The following is a 24,316-nucleotide window of genomic DNA, read 5'->3' as shown; positions in this document are numbered from 1 at the left end:
TTATTTCTTTTTGTCATTTTTCGGAAATAGACGGCGGCGTCTTTGGTAATACATATGTCCGAAGATAACAACAAAGAATCCTAAAGCTAGACTATTGACTAAATACCCAGGTAGTGTGGTTGGGGCAGGAACATTTTTTAAATGTCCAAAATGTCCCAAAGGCCAGAAAATCCACAAGGGGGATCCTAAAAGATTTTCTATGGGAACAAAACCGAATTCACGGCTATCTGCGCTCATAGGATAATTATCTCCTAAAACTAACACATGACCTTCAGGAATTTGTATTCCAAAATTATGAATGAATTCTGAGAACTGTTCTAGATTTTGGGGAGGAGGACCTCGATCAATAAAACCTACATAAGGCCGGTCTTCTGAAGAGGCTTCTTGTTTTGCTTTTTCTGACTCTACGAACTTTTGCAAAGCAGGGTCATTTTTAATGAAAATAGGAGAATCCATAACATAGAGATTTCCTTGATTATAAAATGCATAGCGACTTGGCAAAGGATTGTATTTGGGATTTTTTGGAATAAAGAATGAGCTGAAATTGATGCCACAATTAAATAGGTCAATTACCTGGCTATCGTTTAGCTGCATTAATGGATGTGTTGACTTGAGCTTATAACGCGTCCCTCCGAAACCTATTTTGTATGCTTCCCCTTTAGAATACTCATAGCAACCGTTATCTAAACCTGGGAACGGGAGGGCAAAAAGTTTTGCTGAACTCTCTGCTCCAGTCGCAAATGGTTGGTATTTATAAGCAACACCATCAGAAATAATGAACCGTGATGTAGTGAGGTTATTCCTAATAAGATGAATATGCTCCTGACGTAGGGGAAGAAGCGTTTTCATCGGTTGTATGGTAGGAATGATCTGATTATTATAGTGCTGAAGATGCGGTGCAGGATAAGAAACATTGGGAGTATGACAAATCTCTAAATAGTGAGCTGCTGGACTTGAGATTGCATGGCATAAGCTCGCTTGTTTATGGTTAAGGATGCGTACCATAGCGTAGTTTCCCATGCCAAAAAGATCAGCATAGCTAACTGGAGATGTATGAGGAGTTTTTAACGCATTAGGGACGTCATTATGCCAAGAATCGTTATAGAAGAACTTGCCGTAGGGCCCTTCCTGGGGTAGCGAAATTTTTCCACACGATTGATTCATTTGTTTAAAGAGGACGGTAGTTTTATCGTTATTTACGATTTCTACAGAGCCATCAAAAGATATGTAAGGGACGTGATAGAGATTCTCAAGACCAAAAGTATGAGGAAAATGAATTACGGCCCCGTCTTTATCAATCCCATAAATTTTCCCTCCATAAAAATAAAGAGTGTCTCCAGGTTTTCCCATACAACGTTTAATATAACGTTTTTTCCCAGGGATGAATCCGAAGTACTTGGTGTCAGAATTTGGGATGGGGAGATCCCCAACAGTAAAGACTACAAGCCCGCCACGAGTAATGGATTCAGGACGAAATCCCCAAGGTTTTTTCTTAAAAGGGAAATGCAGCCCAAAAGTTGTTTTAGAAACAATCATGCGATCTTGTTCTAAAATCGTTGGACGCATAGACCCAGTAGGAACTTCATAAAGTTCAAACCAAAATTGCCGAATAAGGAAAGCGACCAAACCAGCGAATAGAATTGCTTTGGTGAGTTCCCAAGATTTCTTAGCAAAAGAAGCAGGATAACGTTTACTGAACTGTTGAGCTTGCTCCGCAAGTTGGCTGGCTGTTTCCTGATCTTGTTGGAAGATAGCCTCTTCAAGTTGTTCTAGTAATGTTTGCAATTCTTTTTGAGAGTCGGGATGTTGAGAAAGTTTTTTGCTTTTAAGTAATTTATAAGTCGTATGAAGTATTTGACGACTTTTATTTAAGGAATACCGATGTCTCATGAAGATGCCTAGTGAAACCCTTAATGTCTTTCTGAGTTTGAATATCCTCATATTAAAATGAGGGGCTCGAAAAGGGCGCTTCCCTGATCGAAATTGTGAGGCTATATTTAGCGCACCTAAAATAAAGCTTCACTGCATATTTTAAACACTAAAACTAGAATATCTAAAAAAGCATTGAGCGCTATTTTACTGTATTAGATTTTTCAATCAAAAATATTTTCTAGATGGGCTTAAAAATTCGTGTTTTTTCAAATATTAATCTATAAAAACATCTGGAAATTATTTTGGAATAGGTTTTGTCCTTCTAGTTTACTCGTTAATGTCAGGAAGAATGTAGGAATAGGAAGATGAAGCGTCATGACCTACATCAATAGTTCTTAAAACAACAGTTCCTTTTGGAGTCTCTATGCTAGTCCATAAGGGGAACGCAGAGATTTCACAAGCTGTGAAATACATGAGTACATTTTTCCCTGATAGCACGGAAGAATCTTTAGGCCAATTTGCATGCCAAGCTTGGGCAGGTGTTTTAAGAGAGCAATTTCCCTCTATAGTAATTCTAGGTGACCACGGATCTTGGTTTTTCCCCTGTCTTTTTATTAAATGATTAGGAGCTTCATTTAAAGAGAGTTGTAAGAGCGTGGAGAAGATAGGAAGATCTTCTGGTTGTAAACGACGCAGTTGATGAGTTTTTGGGTTCAAACAAAAGATATCAATATCTTTTTTTGATAGAGAAATTAAAAAAACTCTTCTGGGGGAATGTAGCTCATGAATTAAGCTCTTCCACGGTTTATTTTGTACTAAAGCTCGATCTTGCTGAGATAGGTGTGGGAATTCTGTCATCTCTATCCACACTGTGTCGGAAGATACAGATTTTACAAATAAAAAAAACTTTTGAACTCCCTTGCTGAAAACGGCATAGTCACCAGTTCGAGCACGAAAAATATTTTGTTTTAGAGAAAGGGGGGCTTCAGTAAAAGCGGGGAATGGAGAAAGGAAAAGTACTAAAATAAAAAGTCTTTGAAACAGAGATGATAAACGTATTTTTTCTTGCTTTTTCATAAGGTGTTTCTGTACACTTTTCCCTTAGTATTCATGATCTTGTTTCCCACATACCATAAGACGGTGATTTTGGAGTTGTCAATATGAAAAAGAACACTCATCCCGAATATAACAAAGTTTTATTCGTAGATTCTTCTACAGGATATAAATTTGTTTGCGGATCTACATACCAAAGCGATAAGACGGAAGTTTATGAAGGACAAGAGTATCCTGTATGCTACGTCAGCGTATCCTCTTCCTCACATCCTTTCTTCACTGGAAGTAAGAGATTAGTCGATGCCGAAGGTCGGGTAGATAAGTTCTTAAAACGTTACAGCAATGCAAAGCCTGCGCAACCTGTTCAAGCTCCTGCAGAAGAAGGACCTGTGGTTAAAGGTAAGAAAAAAGCTCCTGCAAAGAAAAAGAAATAGTCTTATCTATTAAGCTTTAATGTTTTTGTTAAAACACGTTCTCATTCTCCTTGTTCTAGGATGTATTGAAGCGTGTTTTTTTTGTGTTTCATTTAAAAACATTCAGATCCTGTACTATGTCTATCTGTTCAACAAATAGTTGTTAGAATGTTTTTTTCGTTTGCAGTGACGCATATTGACGGGATGTGATAAAACATTGACTCATGATGTTGACAGCAAGGTGATTGAAAATCTCCTTAGCCTAGCAGTATGCGCTGTACCTTATAGAGCGTTAATGTGTTCTCTAATTTTTCAATAGTTGTGGTGTTGAAGAGGAGAGCTCGTACCTCTTCGATGGTAAAGAATTAAAAAAATTAACTTAAAAGCTCCGCGATATTCATATCGAGAAGTATGTCAGGAGCTCTTGATTGAGAAGTAACTCATGGAAAAAAAGATTCTAGAATATTTGAAGCGCTTAGAGGAAGTGGAAGTTAAAATCTCTAATCCAGAAATTTTTGAGAATCCTAAAGAGTATAGTAGCTTAAGTAAGGAACATGCGCGTCTTTCTGAATTAAAGAACGTATATGATAAAGTTTTAGGACAAGAAAAAATTCTCAATGATGATAAAGAAGCGCTAGCTCAAGAAAAAGATCCTGAAATGATTGCTATGCTAGAAGAAGGCATTCAATTGGGAAAAGCTGAGGTTGATAAGCTTTATAAAGTTTTAGAGAATCTATTAGTTCCTCCGGATCCAGATGATGATTTAAATGTGATCATGGAGTTGCGTGCGGGTACGGGTGGGGATGAAGCAGCTCTTTTCGTGGGAGACTGTGTTCGCATGTATCATTTGTATGCCTCTACTAAGGGATGGAAGTACGAAGTGCTTTCTGCTTCTGAATCTGATATCGGGGGATATAAAGAATATGTCATGGGGATATCTGGAGCAGCTGTAAAACGTTTGCTTCAGTATGAAGCTGGAACGCACCGCGTGCAAAGAGTTCCTGAAACTGAAACGCAAGGTCGTGTGCATACTTCCGCAATTACTGTTGCTGTGTTGCCAGAACCCGCAGAAGATGATGAAGAAGTCTTTATCGATGAGAAAGATTTAAAAATAGATACCTTTAGGGCTTCTGGAGCAGGAGGTCAGCACGTCAATGTTACTGACTCTGCGGTTCGGATTACCCACTTGCCTACAGGCGTTGTTGTTACTTGCCAAGATGAACGTAGCCAGCATAAAAATAAAGCTAAGGCTATGCGTATTTTAAAAGCGCGTATACGTGATGCAGAAATGCAGCGACGTCAGAAAGAAGCTTCTGCTATGCGCTCAGCTCAGGTGGGTAGTGGGGATCGTTCGGAAAGAATTCGTACATACAATTTCTCACAAAATCGCGTGACTGATCATAGGATAGGGCTCACCCTTTATAATCTAGATAAGGTTATGGAAGGGGATTTAGACGCTATCACTTCAGCTTTAGTTAGCCATGCGTATCACCAGCTCTTGCAACATGGAAACGAAGAGAATTCTTAGAGAAGCTGCTGCATATTTAAAGTGTTGTGGTGTAGCTTTCCCTGATAGAGAAGCCGCAGATGTTTTAATGGATTTTCTGGAAATCAGGTCCAGAGCGCAACTGGCATCTATTACATTAGATGAACATCTTATTCCGGCCTATTGGGAGCGTATTCAAAAAAGAGCTCAGCGTTATCCAACAGCCTATATTCACGGCAGTGTACATTTTTTAGGCCTGCATCTGGAAGTGGATTCTCGCGTCCTTATCCCTAGAATGGAAACAGAATTATTAGCCGAACAGATCGTAAAATATTTAAGCGATCATCCTCATATTCAAACATTTTATGATGTTTGTTGCGGAAGTGGTTGTTTGGGATTATCTATAAAAAAATATTGCCCTAATATTCAAGTTATTCTTTCAGATATTTGCTCAAAAGCGGTGGCTGTAGCTAAGACAAATGCATTTAAAAATAATTTAAATGTTGAAATTCTTAACGGGGACTTGTTTGCTCCATATTCTTGCCCTGGGGATGCTTTTGTCTGCAATCCTCCCTACCTTTCTTTCGATGAGATCCTGCATGTAGATCCTGAGGTTCGTTGTCACGAGCCGTGGAAAGCATTAGTTGGAGGCAGTTCTGGATTGGAATTTTATGAACGCATTGCTAATGAGCTGAATACTATTTTGCTCCCCAGAGGTGTCGGTTGGCTGGAAATTGGCTATAAGCAGGGGAGTTCAGTAAAAAGAATTTTTGCAAATCGTGGCATCTCAGGGAACATATACCAAGATCTCTCGGGATGCGATAGGATTTTTTTTCTTGAAAATCATGCAAGTGATGCTGTATCCTCATGAGATTATTCTTGATTTTTGCTGAGTAGATGATCAGTTCTTTGTCGCAAAAACTATCCTCAATTTTTTCTTCGTTAGTTTCCTCTCGTAGAATTACTGAAGAAAATATCTCCGAAGCGATCCGGGAAGTCCGCTTAGCCTTACTAGACGCCGATGTGAACTATCATGTCGTGAAAAGTTTTATTGCTAAGGTAAAGGAAAAAATTCTCGGAGAGGAAGTATGGAAGCACGTTTCTCCCGGACAGCAGTTTATACGCTATTTACATGAAGAATTGACAGAATTGCTTAGCGGTAAGGCCGATTTAATTACTTCAGGGAATCCTGGAGTCATTTTACTTTGCGGCTTACAAGGAACGGGAAAAACGACGACCTGCGCTAAGCTCGCCGCTTATGCTCTAGAGGAAGGTAAGGCAAAGAAGGTGCTCGTTGTCCCCTGCGATTTAAAACGCTTTGCGGCAGTAGATCAATTAAGAAACTTGATTTCAAAAACCCGCGCTGAGCTGTATAATCCGGAAGGTCAGGATCCTGTAAAAGTAGCTTCCCAGGCTTTAGACTATGCGAAGCAGCATGGCCATGATCTTGTTTTAATTGATACAGCAGGCCGATTGCATGTGGATGAAGTGTTGATGGAAGAATTGGCTTCCATACAAAAAATCTCCAAATCATGTGAGCGGCTATTTGTTATGAATTTAGCTATGGGACAGGACGCTGTTACCACGGCTAAAGCGTTTGATGATTATCTAGATCTCACGGGAGTGATTATCTCCATGACAGATGGAGATGCTCGAGCCGGAGCTGTATTGTCCATGAAAAGTTTATTGGGAAAACCAATAAAATTTGAGGGCTGCGGAGAGAAAATACAAGATCTTCGACCTTTTAATGCTGAATCTATGGCAGATCGTATTTTAGGTATGGGAGATACCGTGCATTTTGTCCAAAAAATGCGCGAATGTATTTCTGAAGAAGAAGACGAAGAACTTGGGAAAAAATTAATAGAGTCGACCTTCACTTATGAAGATTATTATAAGCAGATGAAGGCATTTCGACGTATGGGTCCACTTAAAAAGCTTATGGGGATGATGCCGAGTTTTGGCGGTGCTAAACCTAGCGATAAAGATATAGCGGATTCCGAAGAGCATATGAAAAAAACAGAAGCGATTATTCTTTCTATGACTCCTGAAGAAAGAAAAGAGGAAGTTGAGCTAGACATGAGTCGCATGAAAAGAATTGCTGCCGGTTGCGGGTTAACTGTAGGTGATGTAAACCAGTTTCGCAAGCGTATGGCACAATCTAAAAAGTTTTTTAAAAATATGAGTAAAGAGAGAATAGAACAAATGAAAAAGAAAATGTCTGGAGGAAACCTGTGGCGTTAAAAATTCGTTTACGACAACAAGGGCGAAGAAATCACGTAGTCTATAGATTAGTACTTGCTGATGTTGAGTCTCCTCGTGATGGTAGATATATAGAATTATTAGGTTGGTACGATCCTCATAGCGCAGTTAACTATCAATTGAAAGGTGATAGAATTTTCCACTGGTTAAGCCAAGGTGCTGAACTTACAGAAAAAGCTGCTGTTTTGATTAAACAAGGCGCTCCTGGAGTTTACAGTGAATTGATGGCTAAACAAGCTGCTCGCAAAGCTGCTGTATGTCAAAAACGTCGCGCTTATCGCCAACGTCGTTCTTTAAAAAGAGCTGAAGCTGCAAAAGCTGCTGCGAAGTAATTTTTAGGATTGGGATGGAGATCGAGATACTTTCTTTATTCCCAGACTATTTTGATAGTCCTTTACGTTCTAGTATTTTAGGTAAGGCTATTAAGAACGGGCTGTTAAAAATCCAATCCAGAGATATCCGAGATTTCGGATTAGGAAAGTGGAAGCAAGTAGACGACGCCCCATTTAACAATGATGGGATGCTTCTTATGGCAGAGCCTGTAGTACAGGCAATACGGCATATTAAAAGAAGCGATAGCAGGGTAATACATCTTTCTCCTCAAGGAAAGCCTTTAACAGCACAGAAGAGCCGAGAATTGGCAAAGTGTTCTCATTTGATATTCTTATGTGGGCACTATGAAGGCATTGACGAAAGAGCTTTAGAAAGTGAAGTAGATGAGGAGATAAGTATCGGAGATTATGTTTTAACTAATGGCGGAATTGCAGCCTTAGTCGTAATCGATGCTTTATCTCGATTTATTCCTGGAGTTTTGGGAAATCAGGAGAGTGCAGAAAAGGATTCTCTAGAAAATGGGTTGTTAGAGGGACCTCAATACACACGTCCTCGAGTATTTGAAGGTAAAGAGGTTCCCGAAGTGCTTCTTCAAGGAGATCATCAAGCGGTTGCGCGGTGGAGAAAGCAGGTAAGTTTAGATAGAACCCGAGAAAGGCGTCCTGATTTATATATTCGCTATCTTTACGATCGAGAGAATGAAGAAGTTTTCCCACGGGAAGAAGATACGAAACAGTCTACATTAGAAGGTGAGAGTGCTGTAGTTTTAGAGGTTGAAGATCTACAACGATCGCGAAAGTTTTATTCTAAGATGTTTAGATTAAATCAACCTAGTAAGGATAAACTACAGATCCCTGGAAGAACGCAAATGGTTCTCCATTTGCAAGAAGTAGGGTTAAAAAATAAAAATACAGCCATTTTGTCGCTTCGATTGGATTGTGAAGACGATTTTTTTAGTTTTTTAGGACGATGGAAAATGCTTGGAGGGACTCTAGAACAAGCTGACGATCATGGAACGGTGAGATTAGTTCGTGATTTTGACGGACATCAATGGACGATCTCTTACAAAAAGGTAAAATAGAAATAGAGAATTTAGGTGAAGTTATGGGGAACTTAATTAAGGAATTGCAAGACGAACAGCTTCGAAAAGAAGCTCTTACAGATTTTCGTGTTGGAGATACAATTCGTGTAGCTACAAAAATTGTGGACGGTGGTAAAGAACGTACACAGGTATTTCAAGGGACAGTTATGGCCCGTAGAGGTGGAGGAGCAGGGGAAACTGTTGCTTTACACCGCGTAGCTTACGGCGAAGGCATGGAAAAGAGTTTCTTACTTCATAGTCCTAAGATCGTAGGTATTGAGGTTGTGAAACGAGGTAAAGTTTCTCGAGCTCGTCTATACTACTTGAAAGGTAAGACCGGTAAGGCTGCTAAAGTTAAGGAATATATTGGTCCTAGAGCTCCTAAGTAGTTAGTTATATCTATTGAATTTAGCTGATTTCTGATTTTACTTAAGATATACCGGACCATGAAGACACTAGCTATTGATGAGGAACAATTATTTTTATCTAAAACTATCTTTGAAGAAGAAGTTTATGGTGAGGGTTTTTCTATCATAGCTGGAGTAGATGAGGTCGGAAGAGGCCCCTTAGCGGGGCCTGTTGTTGCAGGAGCTTGTATCCTTCCTCGAGGTAAGATATTTGCCGGAGTGAATGATAGTAAAAAATTGACTCCCAAAGAAAGAGGCAAAATTCGCGATATTCTATTGAATGATCCAGATGTATGTTATGGAATCGGAGTTGTCTCTGTAGAAAGAATAGATGAGATCAATATTCTTGAAGCAACCAAGGAAGCTATGGCGAAAGCAATAGCCAACTTATCTGTTCATCCTGATTTTCTTCTAATAGATGGTCTACATTTACCCCATAAGATTCCTTGTAAGAAGATTATCAAAGGAGATTCAAAATCCGCATCCATAGCCGCAGCATCGATAATAGCTAAAGAATATAGAGATGACTTAATGCGAGAGCTTCATCAACGCTATCCCAATTATGGCTTTGACAAGCATAAAGGTTATGGAACAGCCGCGCATTTAGCAGCATTAAGGGCTTTTGGCCCTTGTGATTGTCATAGAAAGAGTTTTGCTCCCATAAGGCAGGTAGTCTAATATTTTATGAAAGATAAAGTTCGTGTTCCTTTTTCCCCTGATCACCCCTCGTGTGCACCGAAATTATTTACTATTAGTGCTCCTGCAGGAGCTGGGAAAACTACACTAGTGCGTATGTTAGCACAAGAATTTCCCGATTCTTTTCAAAAAACCTTATCCTTAACAACGCGAGCTCCTCGTCCCGAAGAAGTTTCTGGTATAGATTACTGGTTTGTTTCCCAAGAAGAGTTTAAACAACGATTGGATAGTAATAATTTTCTAGAGTGGGTCTTGCTTTTTGGAGAGTATTACGGAACTAGTCGTTTAGAAATTGATGAAATTTGGAAATCAGGGAAACATGCGGTTGCAGTGATTGATGTAGAAGGAGCTTTGTCTTTAAAAAGTAAGATCCCTACAGTCACGATTTTTATTTCCGCACCTTCGCAAGAAGAATTAGAGAGGCGTTTAAAATATAGAGGGTCTGAGCAAGATTCTCAAAGACAAGAACGATTGCAGCATAGTCTTATTGAACAAGCAGCATCGAACCAATTTGAATACGTCATTATCAATGATGATTTGCAAAAATCTTACGAGATTTTGAAGAGTATTTTTATAGCAGAAGAACATAGGAACGTATTATGAGCAACAAAGATCGTTTAACAAATGAAAAGTTAAACCAATTATTTGAAAGCCCGTTTAGTTTAGTAAATTATGCGATTAAGCAGGCAAAAATTAGAATAGCAAAAGGCGACGTACGTTCTTCTAATGCAGCCATTGAGGCTTTAGTTTTATTAGAAAGGGACGGAGTTCAGGCAGATTTTACAGAAGAAGATGTAGAGAATGCTACCGCTCCCGTTACTGAAAGAAGAAGAGAAGGATCCGTGTCGGGAAGAAGAAAAGACCCTTCAGCTTACACATGGAGTGATGTAAAATAATGCCCTCGCGCGTTTTAATTACCTCGGCATTGCCTTATGCGAACGGACCTCTACATTTTGGACATATAGCTGGAGCCTACTTGCCTGCAGATGTCTATGCTAGATTTCGTAGATTATTGGGGGATGATGTTCTTTATATTTGTGGTTCTGATGAGTATGGAATCGCAATCACATTAAATGCCGAACGCGTAGGTTTAGGCTATCAAGAGTATGTGAGTATGTATCATAAGGTGCATAAGGATACTTTTGATAAATTGGGAATTTCCTTGGATTTCTTCTCACGTACTACAAATCCTTTTCACAAGGCTATTGTTGAAGATTTTTATCTAGAGCTAAAATCTAAAGGCTTAGTAGAAAATCAGATTTCGTTTCAGCTATATTCTGAAGATGAAAAGCGTTTTCTTGCCGATCGTTATGTAGAAGGTACCTGTCCGAAATGTGGTTTTGATGGTGCTCGTGGTGATGAATGTCAAAAGTGTGGCGCTGACTACGAAGCTACGGATTTAATCAATCCACGATCTAAATTATCGGGATCACAACTCGTTCTTAAAGAGACAGAGCATGCGTATTTTCATTTAGAACGTATGGTCGAGCCTTTATTAGCATTTATAGAAAAAGCATATTTACCTGAGCATATTCGTAAGTTCGTTGTAGATTATATTAAGAATTTGCGTCCACGTGCCATTACTAGAGATTTATCTTGGGGAATCCCCGTTCCTGATTTCCCAAATAAGGTATTTTATGTATGGTTTGACGCTCCTATTGGCTATATCAGCGCCACTATGGATTGGGCAGCGTCTGTGAACACTCCCGATCTTTGGAAAGACTTTTGGTTAGAAGAGTCGACAGAGTATGTACAGTTTATAGGTAAGGATAATATTCCTTTTCATGCGGCGATATTTCCTGCTATGGAATTGGGGCAAAGCATCCCTTATAAGAAAATGAACGCTTTAATATCCTCGGAGTTTTATCTTCTTGAGGGGGCCCAATTCAGTAAATCTGAGGGGAATTTCGTAGATATGGATGCCTTCTTGGATACCTATTCTCTTGATAAATTACGTTATGTATTAGCCGCAACGGCTCCAGAAACTTCTGATAGTGAATTTACTTTCCTAGATTTTAAGACACGGTGTAATTCAGAGCTTGTTGGTAAGTTTGGGAATTTTATTAACCGTGTGCTTGCTTTTGCAGAGAAAAATGGGTTTAGAGAATTAACGTGTCCAGAAGCTTTAGAAGATAAAGACAGACAGTTTCTGGATGACTGCCAAAGAATTGTTCAGGAAGCCCAAGCGTATTATAGTAAGTATAGCTTGCGTAAGGCGTGCTCTGCAATTATGGAGCTAGCTGCATTAGGAAATGTGTACTTTAACGATCAGGCACCATGGAAGCTTCTTAAAGAAGGATTCGCGCATCGTGTAGAGGCTATACTTTTTTGTGCGTGTTATTGTCAGAAGTTGCTCGCGCTGATTGCGTATCCTATTTTGCCAGGGACAGCTTGGGAGATATGGAATATGCTGGCTCCCAAATCTTTAGATCTTGAAAATCAGGATAAAGATCGTGTGAAAAACCTTTGGAATACAGAATTTATAGATTTCTCGGATGAGGTTTTCTCTCTAACAACACCGCAGTTGTTGTTCACAATTGTAGATTAGCTTTATTTTCATCTTATGAAAATGAGATAGTTTCTTGTCCAGGTTGTGTAAGCTGCTCAAGAGCTTGCTCGAGTCCTGTACAGCGATGTTGTACCTTATCATTTCTTGTGGCTATGGCGATTGCTTTTTTTGTTCCCACTAGAATAACAAGCTGTTTCCCCCTTGTAATTGCTGTGTAAAGAAGATTTCTATAGAGCATCATAAAGTGGGATGTATGTATAGGAAGGACAATACAGGGACTTTCACTTCCTTGATATTTATGCACTGAAGTGGCGTAGGCTAAAACAAGATCATCAAGTTCCGAGAAGGAATAGACAACATACTTTCCTTCCATGTTGACTACAACACGCTTATTTTCAAAGTTGATCATGGAGATATAGCCAATATCTCCGTTGAACACTTCTTTATTATAGTTATTGCGGATTTGCATAACTTTATCTCCAATAGCATAGGAATGAAATTTACCATGGAGAGTTGCTTGTTTAGGGTTTAGAGCAGACTTTAATACTTTATTGAGATTATGGATTCCTAAGATGCCTTTTTTCATAGGGGCAAGAATCTGAATATCTTTAGGATAGATATGGTATTTCTTAGGAATGAATTGTGTAACTAGTTGGACAATGTGATCCACAGCTTCCTGAGGATCTTCTTTTTGGAAAAATAAGAAATCCTTACGCCCAGATTCAGAATAGAGTATGGGGAATTCTCCTTCATTTACTTTATGGGCATTGATAATGATGTTTGAGTCATGTACCTGACGGAAAATCTTATTTAGCTTGGTTACGGTGATTTTTTTAGAATTGATAATATCTTTTAAGATATTTCCAGGGCCAATACTAGGTAGCTGATGCACATCTCCAATGAGGATAACAATCACATGATCGGGAAGTGCTTTTAGAAAATGATGTAGGAGATAGGTATCCATCATTCCCGATTCATCGACTATGATGAGATCACAGTCTATGGGATTTTCATAATTCTTACGAAAAGAACGTGTTTTAAAATCATACTGTAACAGAGCATGAATAGTCACGGAGTGCTTTCCCGTGATCTCTGTCATACGTTTTGCTGCTTTCCCTGTAGGAGCAGCGAGAATGATTTTATAGGTAACCTGTTCAAATATTTTAAGGATAGCCTTGGTGATGGTACTTTTCCCTGTTCCTGGTCCTCCAGTGATAATGTGAATCTTTTCTAAAAAACATGCATGAACAGCTTCTCTTTGCTTTTGCTCTAGGTGAAGGTTGAGATTCTCCTCAACCCATTGAATAGCTTTGTTGCCATCTATAGGACGAATTCTCCTCGAGGAAAATAAGATCCGTTTTAAATCAGAAACTACAGTCTTTTCTGCCAGGTAAACATGCTTTACCCAGACGTGCGGTACGGTTTCTAATTCTTGAATATGCAAAAGGTTTTTTTCTTGCATGTTATATATTTGAGAGATGATCTCTTCAGTTTGTATCAGTTTGTCAGGGATATCTTGATTTAGGAGTTTCTCTACAGCCTGCGCAAGCCTTTGTAGGGGATAACAGGTATGACCATCTTCTTGGAGTTCTTCCAGGGAATGTTGGATTCCTGCAAATAATCGGCTTTGTGAATTTAATGGCACTCCTAAGCGCGTGGCAATAAGATCCGCAGTTTTAAATCCTATTCCTTCCATCTCTCTAGCGAGAAGGAAGGGATCTTCACAGATTTTCTCTATGGAGTGCTCTTTATATTTTTTATAAATTCTTACGCCATAGTGAATAGCAATATTATATTGCTGTAGGAAGAGCAGGGTGGTTCTAAGATCTTTTTGTTCGCGAAGTTGCTCGCAGAGGCTGTCACAACGCGTTTGGCTAATTCCTGGAACTTCAATTAATTTTTCTGGTTGATTGTCCAGGATATCAGTAGTTTCACCTTGGAATGTTTCAATAATCTTCTCAGTGATTTTTGGACCGATACCCTTGATAAGTTTAGAGGTAAGATAATTGACTACCCCACGATTATCTCTCCCTTCTAGAGAATCACAACTGTAGACTTGGAAGTATTTTCCTAAATTAGGATTTTCTGACCATTTTCCATATAGATGCAGTTGCATCCCAATTTGTAGAAAAGAGTTAGGGAACTGCCCTTTGATAACGATGACCGTACCCTTATAGGGTATTCTTATGCGCGCAGCAGTTTCCTTTGAATCTTGATCTTCAAAAAGTATGCCTTCTAATTTTCCGGAAATTTTCTCCATAGAATTCTTAAATCTACTTTCAGGGGACGAGTGTCGTGGGAGAATTATTTAGCGTATTTCCATAGCTGTAGCTTAGGAAGTTTGGGAGTATGACTTTTTTCAAGTTGTTTTCCTCCTGGGACACGCAAGTTCCCCTTCTCCAATACTTCTAGCTATTGGGATTGAAAAACTCCCTAGTGCTTAAGTGTAATAACGAAAGACACCTATACACTAGTGTTTGCAATGTGTCCATAAGAACACTTAAGTAGTTTCTTTTTTTTCACCAAGATGTTCGCGTTATACATTGCGTTCTGTGTTTTCAAACGCGAGATTTTGATTTTATCTTTATCAAGTTTCGTTGATTAAGATAGTAAGGTGAGTGTAGCTGAATATAAATTTTTTATTCGATCAGTATTTTTAAAGATGTACTGTTCTTCTTGCAGTAGAAAATCATTCCTAGATTCTTAGAGGCAAGTCTTATAAAACTTGCCACGAGAAACTTTTCAGCTTTTCTACCTTTTTTAGAAATGTTTTTTCGCTAATCTGCCGAAGGAAGAATCTCGGATTCTTCCGGTTCCTTTTGACCCGCCCTTCTTCCAAAAAGAATTAAGCAGGTGAGGCTACCTCCTAACATTAAGAAAATCCCTATCCCTTCTTGTAAGCTGGGTAAGATCCTTTGATAAAGATAGGATAAAATCAAACCAAAAATAGGCTCAAAGATTAACATGGCCCCTAAAAAAGCAGGGGGGAGGTGTAGGCTAGCTTTATTCCAGGACGTGATGGCTCGAGACGAAGAGAGTATCCCCATAGCTGAGCATAGAACAATAAAGAGGAACCGTTCTGATGTCGGCGTATGTGCTATGAAGTTATGAGCAACATACGTGATGCCAAGACAATCAAAAAGAATAATCAAGGGTAGACATAAAATTAACGAAGCTACCCCTAACAGTCCACACCATAAATCAGGGGAAATGTTAGGATTTTTTAACAAAAAGTCGTGGTTGCAGACGATATAGGCAACCCAAATTCCTGTGGAGATGGTCACAAGGGAAAGTCCCATGAAATACTGCAAAGGATCTGCTGTTGTTGAATGAAACTCCGAAAGGTTTGTTAGCACGACCCCTAGGAAGATCACACTGCTAATCGCAGAGAGTAGGGCATAGGAAATCTCTTTTTTCTTTATATTCGAATGAAATAGGACGGCTATGGGAGCTAATCCCGCGATAATAATGGTTATAGCGGCGCCTATGTAACGAATGGCTAGGGTAATGCCGAGATAGTAGACAATATCTACAAGAAAGGCCCAGAGGAAGCTTTGACCCCAAATACGCAAAGAGACATTTTTAAAGATATTTTGTCTTTTCCATAGGATAGGGAAAAGAGAAAAAATACCAAAAATGGTATAACGGGTTAAGACGATATCAAGTTCGTGAAAAGATTCTAACAAATCAGGGATTACGAAGACGATTCCCCAATAGAGACAAGCGAGGAGGCTATGAAACAGTCCTAGGGGAACATTACGAGCTTGTTGTATTTGAGAATCGTTAACAAACATATCCGCCTCTTGAGACGCTAAAGGTTTTATAGGTAATAAAACAGATATTTTACCATAAGCAACATTTTTAATGGATTAAACACTTTATAATATTCGGGTGATTCTAATCCAAGTATTATCCGGTTTATTTACTATGAGAACAAAAATACTCATTTATTCTGACGCGGGTGTCTCCCCCTATTATTTACGCCATCTGATGCGCTGGTTAAGAAGTAGTCTTCCTTCTGAGGAAAACCTAGAAATTTGCCGGGTAGATGGGAAGTTCCTTCTTTATGATCCCCTATGGGAGTGTACGGCTAGGTTGCTGATTATTCCTGGGGGTGCTGACCGCCCCTATCATGAAACTTTACATGGTTTAGGAACAGCAAGAATAGATAACTATGTTCGTGAGGGGGGGAGTTATCTAGGTATCTGTGCAGGCGCTTACTTTGCATGTAAGAGTTTGAGTTTTGATGAGCCTGATGGCTTTCTTTATACTGCCGATCGGGGATTAGGGTTTTTCCCTGGTCGTGCTGTAGGCCCTGCCTATGGTAGCGTATTTTCTTATACCACTCCGGTAGGGGTTCGCGCCGCGCCGCTGGTTTTTTCTAACTTAAATACGTATGGTTGGGCTTTATTTAATGGTGGGCCCTATTTTGAGCACGCAGATGCTTATACAGAAATTTGTGTAGAAGCTCGGTATGAAGATCTTCCTGAACAACCTGCTGCGATTATTTCCCGACGGTTAGACAAAGGCTTAGTTGTCCTTTCAGGATTACATATAGAATATCTTCCTGAGCATTGCCAGATGCCCGAGGATAATGTTGTTAAGGCTCGTGAGATTCTAACAAACGCTACAGTGTTGAATCAGTACCGTGCGTCTCTTTTATCACGACTCCTGCGTACAACGACACCTGTAGCTGTCTGATTGCATAGTTTAATAGTTGTTATCTCGAGAGTGCTGGGGAGTTATTCGTCTAGAGAGGCGACTGAGATTTTGAATTTCAGCTTCGGTTAGATTTGCAATAACAAGATGTTCAGTTTCCATAAAACGGGCTTGATTTAGATGCCGCATGGAATCTTCATGATTTCCGCAAGGATGAGAAACAAGTCCGTATGGAGAGCATTCTCTTGGGAATGACGCTATATCTTTTTCTACAAATATTTTCCAGTAATCTTCCGGAGATAGAATGGACTGACGTTTGACTTGCATCTGTTGGAATGTTTTGATGATGTCTCTCCTGAGCTAAGAATCTTTGCATGCTATCAAATTGAGGTGTGAGCATTGGAGGACTTGTAGGAGATGTTCGTAGCTGACCATAAGCAGTTGCTGTTGGAGACGTTAGTGGCGATACCGGCAATTGTTGAGAAGCGACTGTATTGCTAAATAGACTTGGAGTTTCTGGTGTTTGCGTGAAGTGCATTTGTTCAATAGCGCAAAATAGCGCGAAAATTTCCATCTGACGTACTCTGAGATCAGGACAACCAGATCTAAGGAGTTGTAGAGTGATAATTTTTTCTCTAGCAACGCTAGCGTTTAATGCTATGTAGTACTTCGTGAAGAAACTTTTGAAGATTTTATAGAAGGCTTCATTGATCTCTTCCTGACTTGTTGTATCAGCATTTTCATTAGGTGTTAAAGAATCTCGAAGAATAGGAAGTACATAAGTTAGATTTCCTAATTTCGTTCTTATGACCTGGCTACCTGTATCTCGGGGTAGATTTCTTTGAAGCTCCTGATGTATGTAGCACCGTTGGGGTTCTTCATTGATAACAGCCTCTGCTTCTAGTCCTGCAAAATCGTGAGTTGTGAGGACAATATCAAACCCTATATAATCTCTAGAGAGAGTTACCTCATCGCCATCTTCTTGGCAGGTTTTCCACGAAGCCAAGATACTTTGTAATAGAAATTGCGGATCTTTTAGGAAAATCTCTGCCCAGGCATCCTTATCAGGAAAGAAGTCCTCTTGATTGACATGTAGGAGATTTTCTATTGTGGTTTCGGATCTGTAGACATCTTTTGCTGTAGCTCTGTAAGGGTAGCTTCAGGAAGTTGTGGAAGAACCAGAGTTTGTGTGGGTGCTAGTGGCTGGGGTTGTAGGGGAGATGGATGTTGTATTGCCCTTTGTTTTTTTCCGTGAATATGAAAAACAATTTGTAGGAAACAGAGAATAACAAGAACCCCTGTAATTAATGCCATTATGATAATCAGTATTTCTGATGAACGAGCTAAACATAAACAGGCGATAACAGCTGCTGTAGCTAAAATAGCAGACACGCTGATACACACCCCTAGAGCAGATGAAGAAATAGACTGTCTGCAAAATAAAGGAAAACTAGTCTGAACTGGGTTTATTGTGGTGATTTCTTGTGAGGTGGGTTTGGTCATTTCCCTCTACTCCATAGGAACTTAGTAAAGAGAACTCCGGAGGATGGGTTCGAACCAACGACCAATGGATTAACAGTCCACTGCTCTACCGCTGAGCTACTCCGGAACATCCAAAAAAGACAATTTTAAGTGAAATAGCAAAAAAGTCAATAGGTTTTCTGTATAAATATCTTCTTGTATTAAAGCTGTTGCGGCTACGCTATGGAATGAGGTGGGAAGGGGGACAAAGAATTTTATTATTTGTTCTTTTTAATGAAAAAATAGCTCTCTAACAAATCCTACGATTTCATTAGTGGACTTTTTTTGAGTTACTGTAGTTTCTGGCTCTTCATTTTCTATTAGGATAGGGTAGGCGGAGCTAAAGTAGGTATGGGATTGCTTAGACAGTGCTTTAACGATATCTCCGGGAATATTTACATGATATAGACTTTCTTCTACGGCGAGGTAAAGAATAGAGGTTAGCGCTGTTGCAAGGTTTGGTAGAGAACCTTGTTTGTTTATATTGCTGTGGTATTCCAAAGAGGGTACAGCAAGATATGGAATTTCTTTATTATTTGCTTTTACTCCATGAATACGCGTATTTACAAATAGGCAACGTTTAATCAATACGGGAACGTCATCGAGTCTTGATGAAAAAGATTGTGCTGGAGATGTCCCGAGCACTTCTTGATTTTGTGGAGTGAAATTTTTCCATAATAACGACCAGTTCGTTTTTGACGACTGATTGTCGTAGGGAAGTATAGTGAAGTTGGCTCCATGAATAAGAAGATCTGAGATCTCTATTTTCTTAGATAGAAGCATAGAAATAAGAGAAAAACGCAAGTTCACGTATTCAATTTCCATGGCATAGGGGAAACGCTCCGATGGCATGGGATTATGAATACATAGGTAACGGATTTTCATCCCTGAGGTTCTAGGAGAGACCCTGCCTACAGTTACTTGAGTGTGTAATTTTGCAGATAACCAATGCTCAACAATACTTTCTTTGCGAATCCAAAAATAAGCGATAACGCAAAATGCTAATAAAAATAAATTCTTTAAAAGTTTAAACATGCATGATGAGAATATGATTTATCTTGGTTTCCAACATAGATGAAGAAAGAAATATTAGAAAATAAAAAAGGCCCCCTTTCTTCTCAAGATGGATGAAAGGAGACCTTATAATATTAGAGAAAATGCTCTCTAAATTAAGGATTAATAATCCATTCCTGCGCCTGGCATTGCGGGAGCAGAAGAGGATTTCTCTTCAGGAATATCGGCAATTAAAGCTTCTGTTGTTAATAGAAGCCCAGCTACAGAAGCTGCGCTTTCTAAAGCACAACGTGTAACTTTAGTTGGATCGAGAATTCCTGCCTCAATCATGTCGGTGTAAGCATCGCGTAAAGCATCATAGCCTTCGCTAGAGGAGCGAGAAAGCACTTGTTGACAGATGATAGCGCCTTCTTTACCAGCATTGGCTGCAATTTGCTTTAATGGAGCGGATAATGCTTTGAGAACAATACGTGCTCCGATTTGCTCATCTTCATTTGTAAGAATAGGAATGAAAGCTTCTAAAGTAGGGATGCAGCGAACTAAAGCTGTACCACCGCCAGGTAGAATACCTTCTTCAACTGCAGCAAGAGTTGCATGCTGAGCATCATCTACTCTGTCTTTTTTCTCTTTCATTTCGATTTCTGTAGCAGCTCCTACACGGATTACAGCTACGCCTCCGGAAAGTTTAGCTAAACGTTCTTGGAGTTTTTCTTTGTCGTAATCAGAAGTACTGTCTTCGATTTGTTTTTTGATACTTTCGCAGCGAGATTCAATATCTTCTTTGCTGCCAAGACCTTCAACAATTGTTGTATCTTCTTTGGAAACGATGACTTTTTTAGCTTTTCCTAACATAGCTAGAGTTGTGTTCTCAAGCTTCATGCCAAGCTCTTCGCTGATGAGTTGACCACCAGTTAAAATAGCGATGTCTTCTAACATAGCTTTTCTTCTATCACCAAATCCAGGAGCTTTTACTGCACACACTCTGAATCCAGCACGTAGTCTGTTTACTACTAAAGTAGCTAAAGCTTCTCCTTCGATATCTTCAGCAATGATAAGTAGGGGACGTCCTGATTCTGCTACTTGTTGTAAAACTGGTAGAAAATCTTTGATTCCGGAAATTTTTTTATCATAGATAAGCACGAGAGCTTCTTCTAAAACACATTCTTGTGTTTCAGGATTTGTAGAGAAGTAGCTGGATAGGTATCCGCGGTTGAAATTCATACCTTCGACAACGTCGAGGACAGTTTCGAAACCTTTAGCTTCTTCAACAGTAATAGAGCCGTTTTTGCCAACTTTTTCCATGGCTTCGGCGATAAGATTACCGATTTCAGCATCATTATTTGCAGAAATAGTCGCTACTTGAGCTATTTCTTTGTGATGTTGTACGGGTTTACTAATTTTTTTGATTTCATCGACAACGACTTTTACTGCCTTATCAATGCCTCTTTTGAGGTCCATAGGATTGGCGCCTGCAGTTACGTTTCTCAATCCTTCACTGTAGATAGCTTCTGCAAGAACAGTAGCTGTTGTAGTTCCATCACCAGCTTTATCTGCAGTTTTGCTAGCGACTTCTTTTACCATTTGAGCTCCCATGTTCTCATGCTTGTCTTCGAGCTCAATTTCTTTAGCGACAGTTACGCCATCTTTGGTAACTTGAGGAGAACCAAAGCTTTTATCGATAACCACATGACGGCCTTTAGGACCTAAGGTTACTTTTACAGCTTCTGCAAGGGTTTTAACTCCTTTATGGATTTTTTTTCTGGCGTCTTCGTTATATTTAATATTTTTTGCTGCCATTGTTTTTTTGTGCTCCTTAACTTTTTGCAATCTATAAATAATGATTTCTCTTACTTGAGAACTGCCATAACTTCGCTTTCCTGAACAATGACGTACTCCTCACCATCAACGGTAAGTTCTTGTCCCGCGTATTTATCTATTAAAACAGTATCACCCACGGTAACTTCAAAAGGTAGGACGTTGCCATCTTTATCTCGTTTTCCAGTGCCTAGGACTAATACCTCTGCTCGATCCTGTTTTTTCTTTGCTGTATCAGGTAAAATGATGCCGCCGCGCGCTGTAGAATCTTCTTCTTCTCTTTTCACTAAAATTCTATCGCCCAGGGGCTTAATCCTAAGGGTCGTTGCTTGATCTGACATGTTATAAGCTCCTTGTGTTTCTTGTTCTAAAAGAGACTTTGCCGTTTCTCAGGAACGATACCAAAGTCTCTCGTTTTTTGGCAATGATTTTAGCACTTAATAATATCAAGTGCTACTTTTCTTTAGTTGTTTTAAATTAAAGATGATAACTCTTGAATTTTTCTCTCTATGAAGGAAAAGGCCTTGTATATGGGCTCGCTGGTTGCCATATCCAATCCGGACTTCTTCAAGATTTCTAATGGGAAGTCGGAGCCACCACTTTTTAAGAAGTTCATGTACGATTCGAGAGCGTTATCTTCTTTGTTAAGAATTCTTTCCGCAAAGCATAGGGCGGCGATGATGCCTGTTGCGTACTGGTATACGTAGAAATTGTAATAGAAATGGGGAATTCTTGCCCATTCTATGTTGGAAAGAGTATCGAATGTTATGATCCCCCCATAAAAATCATTTTGTAAATTCTTATAGGTTGAGGATAGATATTCTTCGGTTAAAGGAATACCTTGTTCTGCTGCAGAGTGGACTTCGTATTCAAAAGAAGCAAATAAAACCTGGCGAAATAGCGTAGAAAAGATCGTATCTAAACATCTTGTAAGAATAGTGATCTTTTCTTCCTTAGAATTGCTCTTTTTCAGCATTGAATCCATAAGAAGCATTTCATTGAGAGTTGAGGCAATTTCAGCGAGGAAAATAGGGTATTGAGCGTCATGGAAAGACTGGTTTTTCCTGCTGAAATACGAATGCATGCTATGACCACCTTCATGAGCGATTACAGATACATCGTATAATGTTCCTGTGTAATTCAATAAAATATAAGGGTAGCTGTCATAGCATCCCGAAGAGTAGGCTCCAGAGCGTTTATTCAGGTTCTCGTATTTGTCTACCCAACCTTCTGTGGTTAATCCCTGTTTTAAAATATCAACGTATTCAGTTCCCAGAGGAGAAAGACTATCGTAAATCAGGTCTACAGCTTCTTCATAAGAGTATTTCTTCTCTTCGGATTGGCTTAGGGGTGCATAGACATCATAGAAGTGAAAGTCTTTTATATTCAGAGCTTTTTGTTTTAGGGAATAGTATTTGGTAATTAGTGAAGCGTTCTTCTTCACAATATCCATAAGATTGGTATACACCGTTGTGGGTATATTGTTATGGTACAACGCGGATTCTAAACAAGAACCATACTTTTTATTCTTCGCATAGAAGAGATGTGCTTGGATTTTTCCATTCAGCAGATTAGCAAAAGTATGGCGGTAATTATAATATCTTTCACATTGTGCTAGGTAAGCTGTCTTTCTTAATTCCCTATCTGTAGATTGCATGTATAATGAAGCTAGTGCATGGGAAAGAGGATGGGAATTTCCTTCTGAGTCCATAGCTTGACCAAAGGGAATTTCTGAGTCACTTAAAGAAGAGAATGCTTTGCTAGCCACTTCAAAAGGTGCAAATGCTGAGGCTAAAATTTTTTCTTCTCCAGGAGTACCTGTATGCATAGATAGTCTAAAGATTTTTTCTAAATAGAATCTATAGGGAGCTAAGCAGGGAGCCGATAAATGTTGCGCTATTATAGGCTCTGATAAACCAATTAAGGCAGGCTGTATCCAAGAGATCTCTTCAGAAAAGAGAATGTGTAGATGTGTGATCGATTTTAGATCTGCGACTCCCTCTTGGTTTGTTATGTCTTGATCATGAACGAGGTGGGCGTAAACGTAGAGTTTATCAAGCTTTCTTTCAACTGAGAAAAGTTTCGTTAATAGAGAAAGGAGAGATTCGGAATCCTCAAGTTGATATTGCGTTGCTTGCAGTTCTGGCCAGGTAGGCGAACCGTCTGTTTTCAACCCAAAAGAGTCTAAATCTGCTTTCCAGTCTTCTCTATTTGGGTATAGAGGGCTGACATCCCAGCAGTCTGCAGCAGCGATTTCGTTTCTTGGACGGACTACTTGTTGTTTTTCTGTATCTACGGTCATGATGATCTATGGATTTTTGAAATAGCAAAAAAGAACTTACTATAAGGGAAGTTCTAAGAAAAAGCCAAGAACGATCACGCACATTTTTGCATATTAAAATGGATTGTCGGTATCAATAAATGTTGAGGAAACTTGTAGGTTGGTCTGAAGGTAGTCTGCGAGAGCTTTTGGTCCTACTTTTTCTGTTGCCGTATGACCAAAGGCAAGAAAATGCACATGATTTTCTAGGGCCATGGACCATGCGGGTTCATCAAAATTTCCTGTGATGAAACAATCAATTTTACAAAGAATAGCTTGAGATAGCTCTTTGTAAGCTCCTCCGGAGATGAGTGCTGCTGAGGAGATGGTTTGTGGGCCGCCCAGCGCCTGAGCTTTTATAGGGGATTGGTAGTAATTAGATAGATTTTCTACAAAATTTTCTATGGATATTGGTTGGAAGGATCCTTGGACTCCTAGATAGGGAAGAGAACTGCCGAATGGCTGTAAGTTTGTCCATTGTAAATCGCGGGCCGCTTTCCAATTATTTCCAATGGTTGGGTGTGCATCTAGGGGTAAATGATAAGCTAATAGTTGTATGCCATGCTTAATTAGGAGCTGTATACGATTATAAAGCATTCCTGTAATAGGATAGGGCATGCCTTTCCAAAATAATCCGTGATGAACAATTAATACGTTGGCGCCTAATTTGATAGCTGCTTGTATTGTTGATAAATCTGCAGTTACCCCAACAGCTATTTTTTCAACATTTGCGTTAAGATTTCCTATTTGTAAACCATTGGGGCCGTAATCGGGAAATGATTCCGAAGACAATAGATCATTTAAGTAGATAAGAAGATCGGTAATGTTCATGGGGTCATAATCTTTATAAGAAGTCATTATTAATTCACAAATGTGCA

The 24,316-nt window shown here is 39.4% G+C and carries 24 protein-coding genes and 1 tRNA gene; 12 read left to right on the top strand and 13 right to left on the bottom strand.

The features are described 5' to 3' along the window. Both lepB and CCA_RS03325 read right to left on the bottom strand, forming a co-directional pair. Complete coding sequence (gene lepB / locus CCA_RS03330; RefSeq protein WP_011006620.1) at nucleotides 1-1,890, bottom strand: signal peptidase I; 1,890 nt, start codon at nucleotides 1,888-1,890, stop codon at nucleotides 1-3. Between the two features lie 309 nt (nucleotides 1,891-2,199). After that, nucleotides 2,200-2,949, bottom strand: a complete 750-nt coding sequence (locus CCA_RS03325; protein WP_011006619.1) for a hypothetical protein — start codon at nucleotides 2,947-2,949, stop codon at nucleotides 2,200-2,202. Nucleotides 2,950-3,032: 83 nt separating this feature from the next. On the opposite strand from CCA_RS03325, the gene CCA_RS03320 reads away from it, so the two are divergent. The 11 genes from CCA_RS03320 (at nucleotide 3,033) to metG (ending at nucleotide 12,148) form a co-directional block, all read left to right on the top strand. Then, on the top strand, nucleotides 3,033-3,359 hold the full coding sequence (locus CCA_RS03320; protein WP_011006618.1) for a type B 50S ribosomal protein L31: 327 nt from the start codon (nucleotides 3,033-3,035) through the stop codon (nucleotides 3,357-3,359). A gap of 421 nt (nucleotides 3,360-3,780) precedes the next feature. Continuing rightward, nucleotides 3,781-4,866 (top strand): peptide chain release factor 1, encoded by a 1,086-nt coding sequence (gene prfA, locus CCA_RS03315; protein WP_011006617.1) that lies wholly within the window; start codon nucleotides 3,781-3,783, stop codon nucleotides 4,864-4,866. Beyond that, nucleotides 4,844-5,695 carry a peptide chain release factor N(5)-glutamine methyltransferase gene (prmC, locus tag CCA_RS03310; RefSeq protein ID WP_011006616.1) on the top strand — a complete coding sequence of 284 codons (852 nt, stop codon included), beginning with the start codon at nucleotides 4,844-4,846 and terminating at the stop codon, nucleotides 5,693-5,695. Before prfA ends, prmC begins: the two co-directional genes overlap by 23 nt. A gap of 26 nt (nucleotides 5,696-5,721) precedes the next feature. Next, the gene (ffh, locus tag CCA_RS03305) at nucleotides 5,722-7,065 is read left to right on the top strand and encodes a signal recognition particle protein (protein WP_011006615.1); all 1,344 of its coding nucleotides are present in this window, start codon (nucleotides 5,722-5,724) and stop codon (nucleotides 7,063-7,065) included. After that, on the top strand, nucleotides 7,056-7,415 hold the full coding sequence (locus tag CCA_RS03300) for a 30S ribosomal protein S16 (protein ID WP_011006614.1): 360 nt from the start codon (nucleotides 7,056-7,058) through the stop codon (nucleotides 7,413-7,415). The genes ffh and CCA_RS03300 overlap by 10 nt, the downstream gene beginning before the upstream one ends. Before the next feature lie 14 nt (nucleotides 7,416-7,429). Beyond that, nucleotides 7,430-8,497, top strand: a complete 1,068-nt coding sequence (trmD, locus tag CCA_RS03295; protein WP_011006613.1) for a tRNA (guanosine(37)-N1)-methyltransferase TrmD — start codon at nucleotides 7,430-7,432, stop codon at nucleotides 8,495-8,497. 23 nt (nucleotides 8,498-8,520) lie between these two features. Continuing rightward, nucleotides 8,521-8,886, top strand: coding sequence for a 50S ribosomal protein L19 (gene rplS / locus CCA_RS03290; RefSeq protein WP_011006612.1), 366 nt, complete (start codon nucleotides 8,521-8,523; stop codon nucleotides 8,884-8,886). 57 nt (nucleotides 8,887-8,943) lie between these two features. Further along, nucleotides 8,944-9,582 carry a ribonuclease HII gene (locus CCA_RS03285; protein ID WP_011006611.1) on the top strand — a complete coding sequence of 213 codons (639 nt, stop codon included), beginning with the start codon at nucleotides 8,944-8,946 and terminating at the stop codon, nucleotides 9,580-9,582. Nucleotides 9,583-9,588: 6 nt separating this feature from the next. Continuing rightward, nucleotides 9,589-10,203, top strand: coding sequence for a guanylate kinase (gmk, locus tag CCA_RS03280; RefSeq protein ID WP_011006610.1), 615 nt, complete (start codon nucleotides 9,589-9,591; stop codon nucleotides 10,201-10,203). Continuing rightward, nucleotides 10,200-10,496 carry a hypothetical protein gene (locus CCA_RS03275; protein WP_011006609.1) on the top strand — a complete coding sequence of 99 codons (297 nt, stop codon included), beginning with the start codon at nucleotides 10,200-10,202 and terminating at the stop codon, nucleotides 10,494-10,496. Before gmk ends, CCA_RS03275 begins: the two co-directional genes overlap by 4 nt. Further along, a complete protein-coding gene (metG, locus tag CCA_RS03270) occupies nucleotides 10,496-12,148 on the top strand; it encodes a methionine--tRNA ligase (protein WP_011006608.1) in 1,653 nt (550 codons plus the stop codon). The genes CCA_RS03275 and metG overlap by 1 nt, the downstream gene beginning before the upstream one ends. 13 nt (nucleotides 12,149-12,161) lie before the next feature. Here the strand turns inward: metG and CCA_RS03265 are convergent, their stop codons facing one another. Beyond that, nucleotides 12,162-14,369 carry an SF1B family DNA helicase RecD2 gene (locus CCA_RS03265; protein WP_011006607.1) on the bottom strand — a complete coding sequence of 736 codons (2,208 nt, stop codon included), beginning with the start codon at nucleotides 14,367-14,369 and terminating at the stop codon, nucleotides 12,162-12,164. Nucleotides 14,370-14,886: 517 nt separating this feature from the next. After that, on the bottom strand, nucleotides 14,887-15,903 hold the full coding sequence (locus CCA_RS03260) for a DMT family transporter (RefSeq protein WP_011006606.1): 1,017 nt from the start codon (nucleotides 15,901-15,903) through the stop codon (nucleotides 14,887-14,889). Between the two features lie 133 nt (nucleotides 15,904-16,036). On the opposite strand from CCA_RS03260, the gene CCA_RS03255 reads away from it, so the two are divergent. Next, nucleotides 16,037-16,810 carry a BPL-N domain-containing protein gene (locus tag CCA_RS03255; protein ID WP_011006605.1) on the top strand — a complete coding sequence of 258 codons (774 nt, stop codon included), beginning with the start codon at nucleotides 16,037-16,039 and terminating at the stop codon, nucleotides 16,808-16,810. Nucleotides 16,811-16,819: 9 nt separating this feature from the next. Here CCA_RS03255 and CCA_RS05315 read toward each other — a convergent pair whose 3' ends face one another. The 9 genes from CCA_RS05315 to CCA_RS03220 all read right to left on the bottom strand — a co-directional run bounded on the left by CCA_RS05315 (nucleotide 16,820) and on the right by CCA_RS03220 (nucleotide 24,269). Continuing rightward, complete coding sequence (locus CCA_RS05315; RefSeq protein WP_157850889.1) at nucleotides 16,820-16,957, bottom strand: hypothetical protein; 138 nt, start codon at nucleotides 16,955-16,957, stop codon at nucleotides 16,820-16,822. Between the two features lie 7 nt (nucleotides 16,958-16,964). After that, complete coding sequence (locus CCA_RS05310) at nucleotides 16,965-17,774, bottom strand: hypothetical protein (protein WP_011006604.1); 810 nt, start codon at nucleotides 17,772-17,774, stop codon at nucleotides 16,965-16,967. A gap of 98 nt (nucleotides 17,775-17,872) precedes the next feature. Then, complete coding sequence (locus tag CCA_RS05305; protein ID WP_011006602.1) at nucleotides 17,873-18,271, bottom strand: hypothetical protein; 399 nt, start codon at nucleotides 18,269-18,271, stop codon at nucleotides 17,873-17,875. 34 nt (nucleotides 18,272-18,305) lie between these two features. Next, nucleotides 18,306-18,377, bottom strand: a tRNA-Asn gene (locus tag CCA_RS03245). A 143-nt stretch (nucleotides 18,378-18,520) separates the two neighbouring features. Further along, nucleotides 18,521-19,324: a hypothetical protein gene (locus CCA_RS03240; protein ID WP_011006601.1), complete on the bottom strand. Its 804-nt coding sequence runs from the start codon at nucleotides 19,322-19,324 to the stop codon at nucleotides 18,521-18,523. 141 nt (nucleotides 19,325-19,465) lie between these two features. Continuing rightward, a complete protein-coding gene (gene groL, locus CCA_RS03235; RefSeq protein WP_011006600.1) occupies nucleotides 19,466-21,100 on the bottom strand; it encodes a chaperonin GroEL in 1,635 nt (544 codons plus the stop codon). Nucleotides 21,101-21,150: 50 nt separating this feature from the next. Next, nucleotides 21,151-21,459, bottom strand: a complete 309-nt coding sequence (locus CCA_RS03230) for a co-chaperone GroES (protein WP_011006599.1) — start codon at nucleotides 21,457-21,459, stop codon at nucleotides 21,151-21,153. A gap of 131 nt (nucleotides 21,460-21,590) precedes the next feature. Further along, nucleotides 21,591-23,420 (bottom strand): oligoendopeptidase F, encoded by a 1,830-nt coding sequence (pepF, locus tag CCA_RS03225; protein ID WP_011006598.1) that lies wholly within the window; start codon nucleotides 23,418-23,420, stop codon nucleotides 21,591-21,593. 93 nt (nucleotides 23,421-23,513) lie between these two features. Continuing rightward, on the bottom strand, nucleotides 23,514-24,269 hold the full coding sequence (locus CCA_RS03220) for a Nif3-like dinuclear metal center hexameric protein (RefSeq protein WP_011006597.1): 756 nt from the start codon (nucleotides 24,267-24,269) through the stop codon (nucleotides 23,514-23,516). Between the last annotated feature and the right edge of the window lie 47 nt (nucleotides 24,270-24,316).

Source organism: Chlamydia caviae GPIC, assembly GCF_000007605.1.
Taxonomy (GTDB): Bacteria; Chlamydiota; Chlamydiia; order Chlamydiales; family Chlamydiaceae; genus Chlamydia; species Chlamydia caviae.
This window is presented reverse-complemented; position numbering and strand designations above follow the sequence as displayed.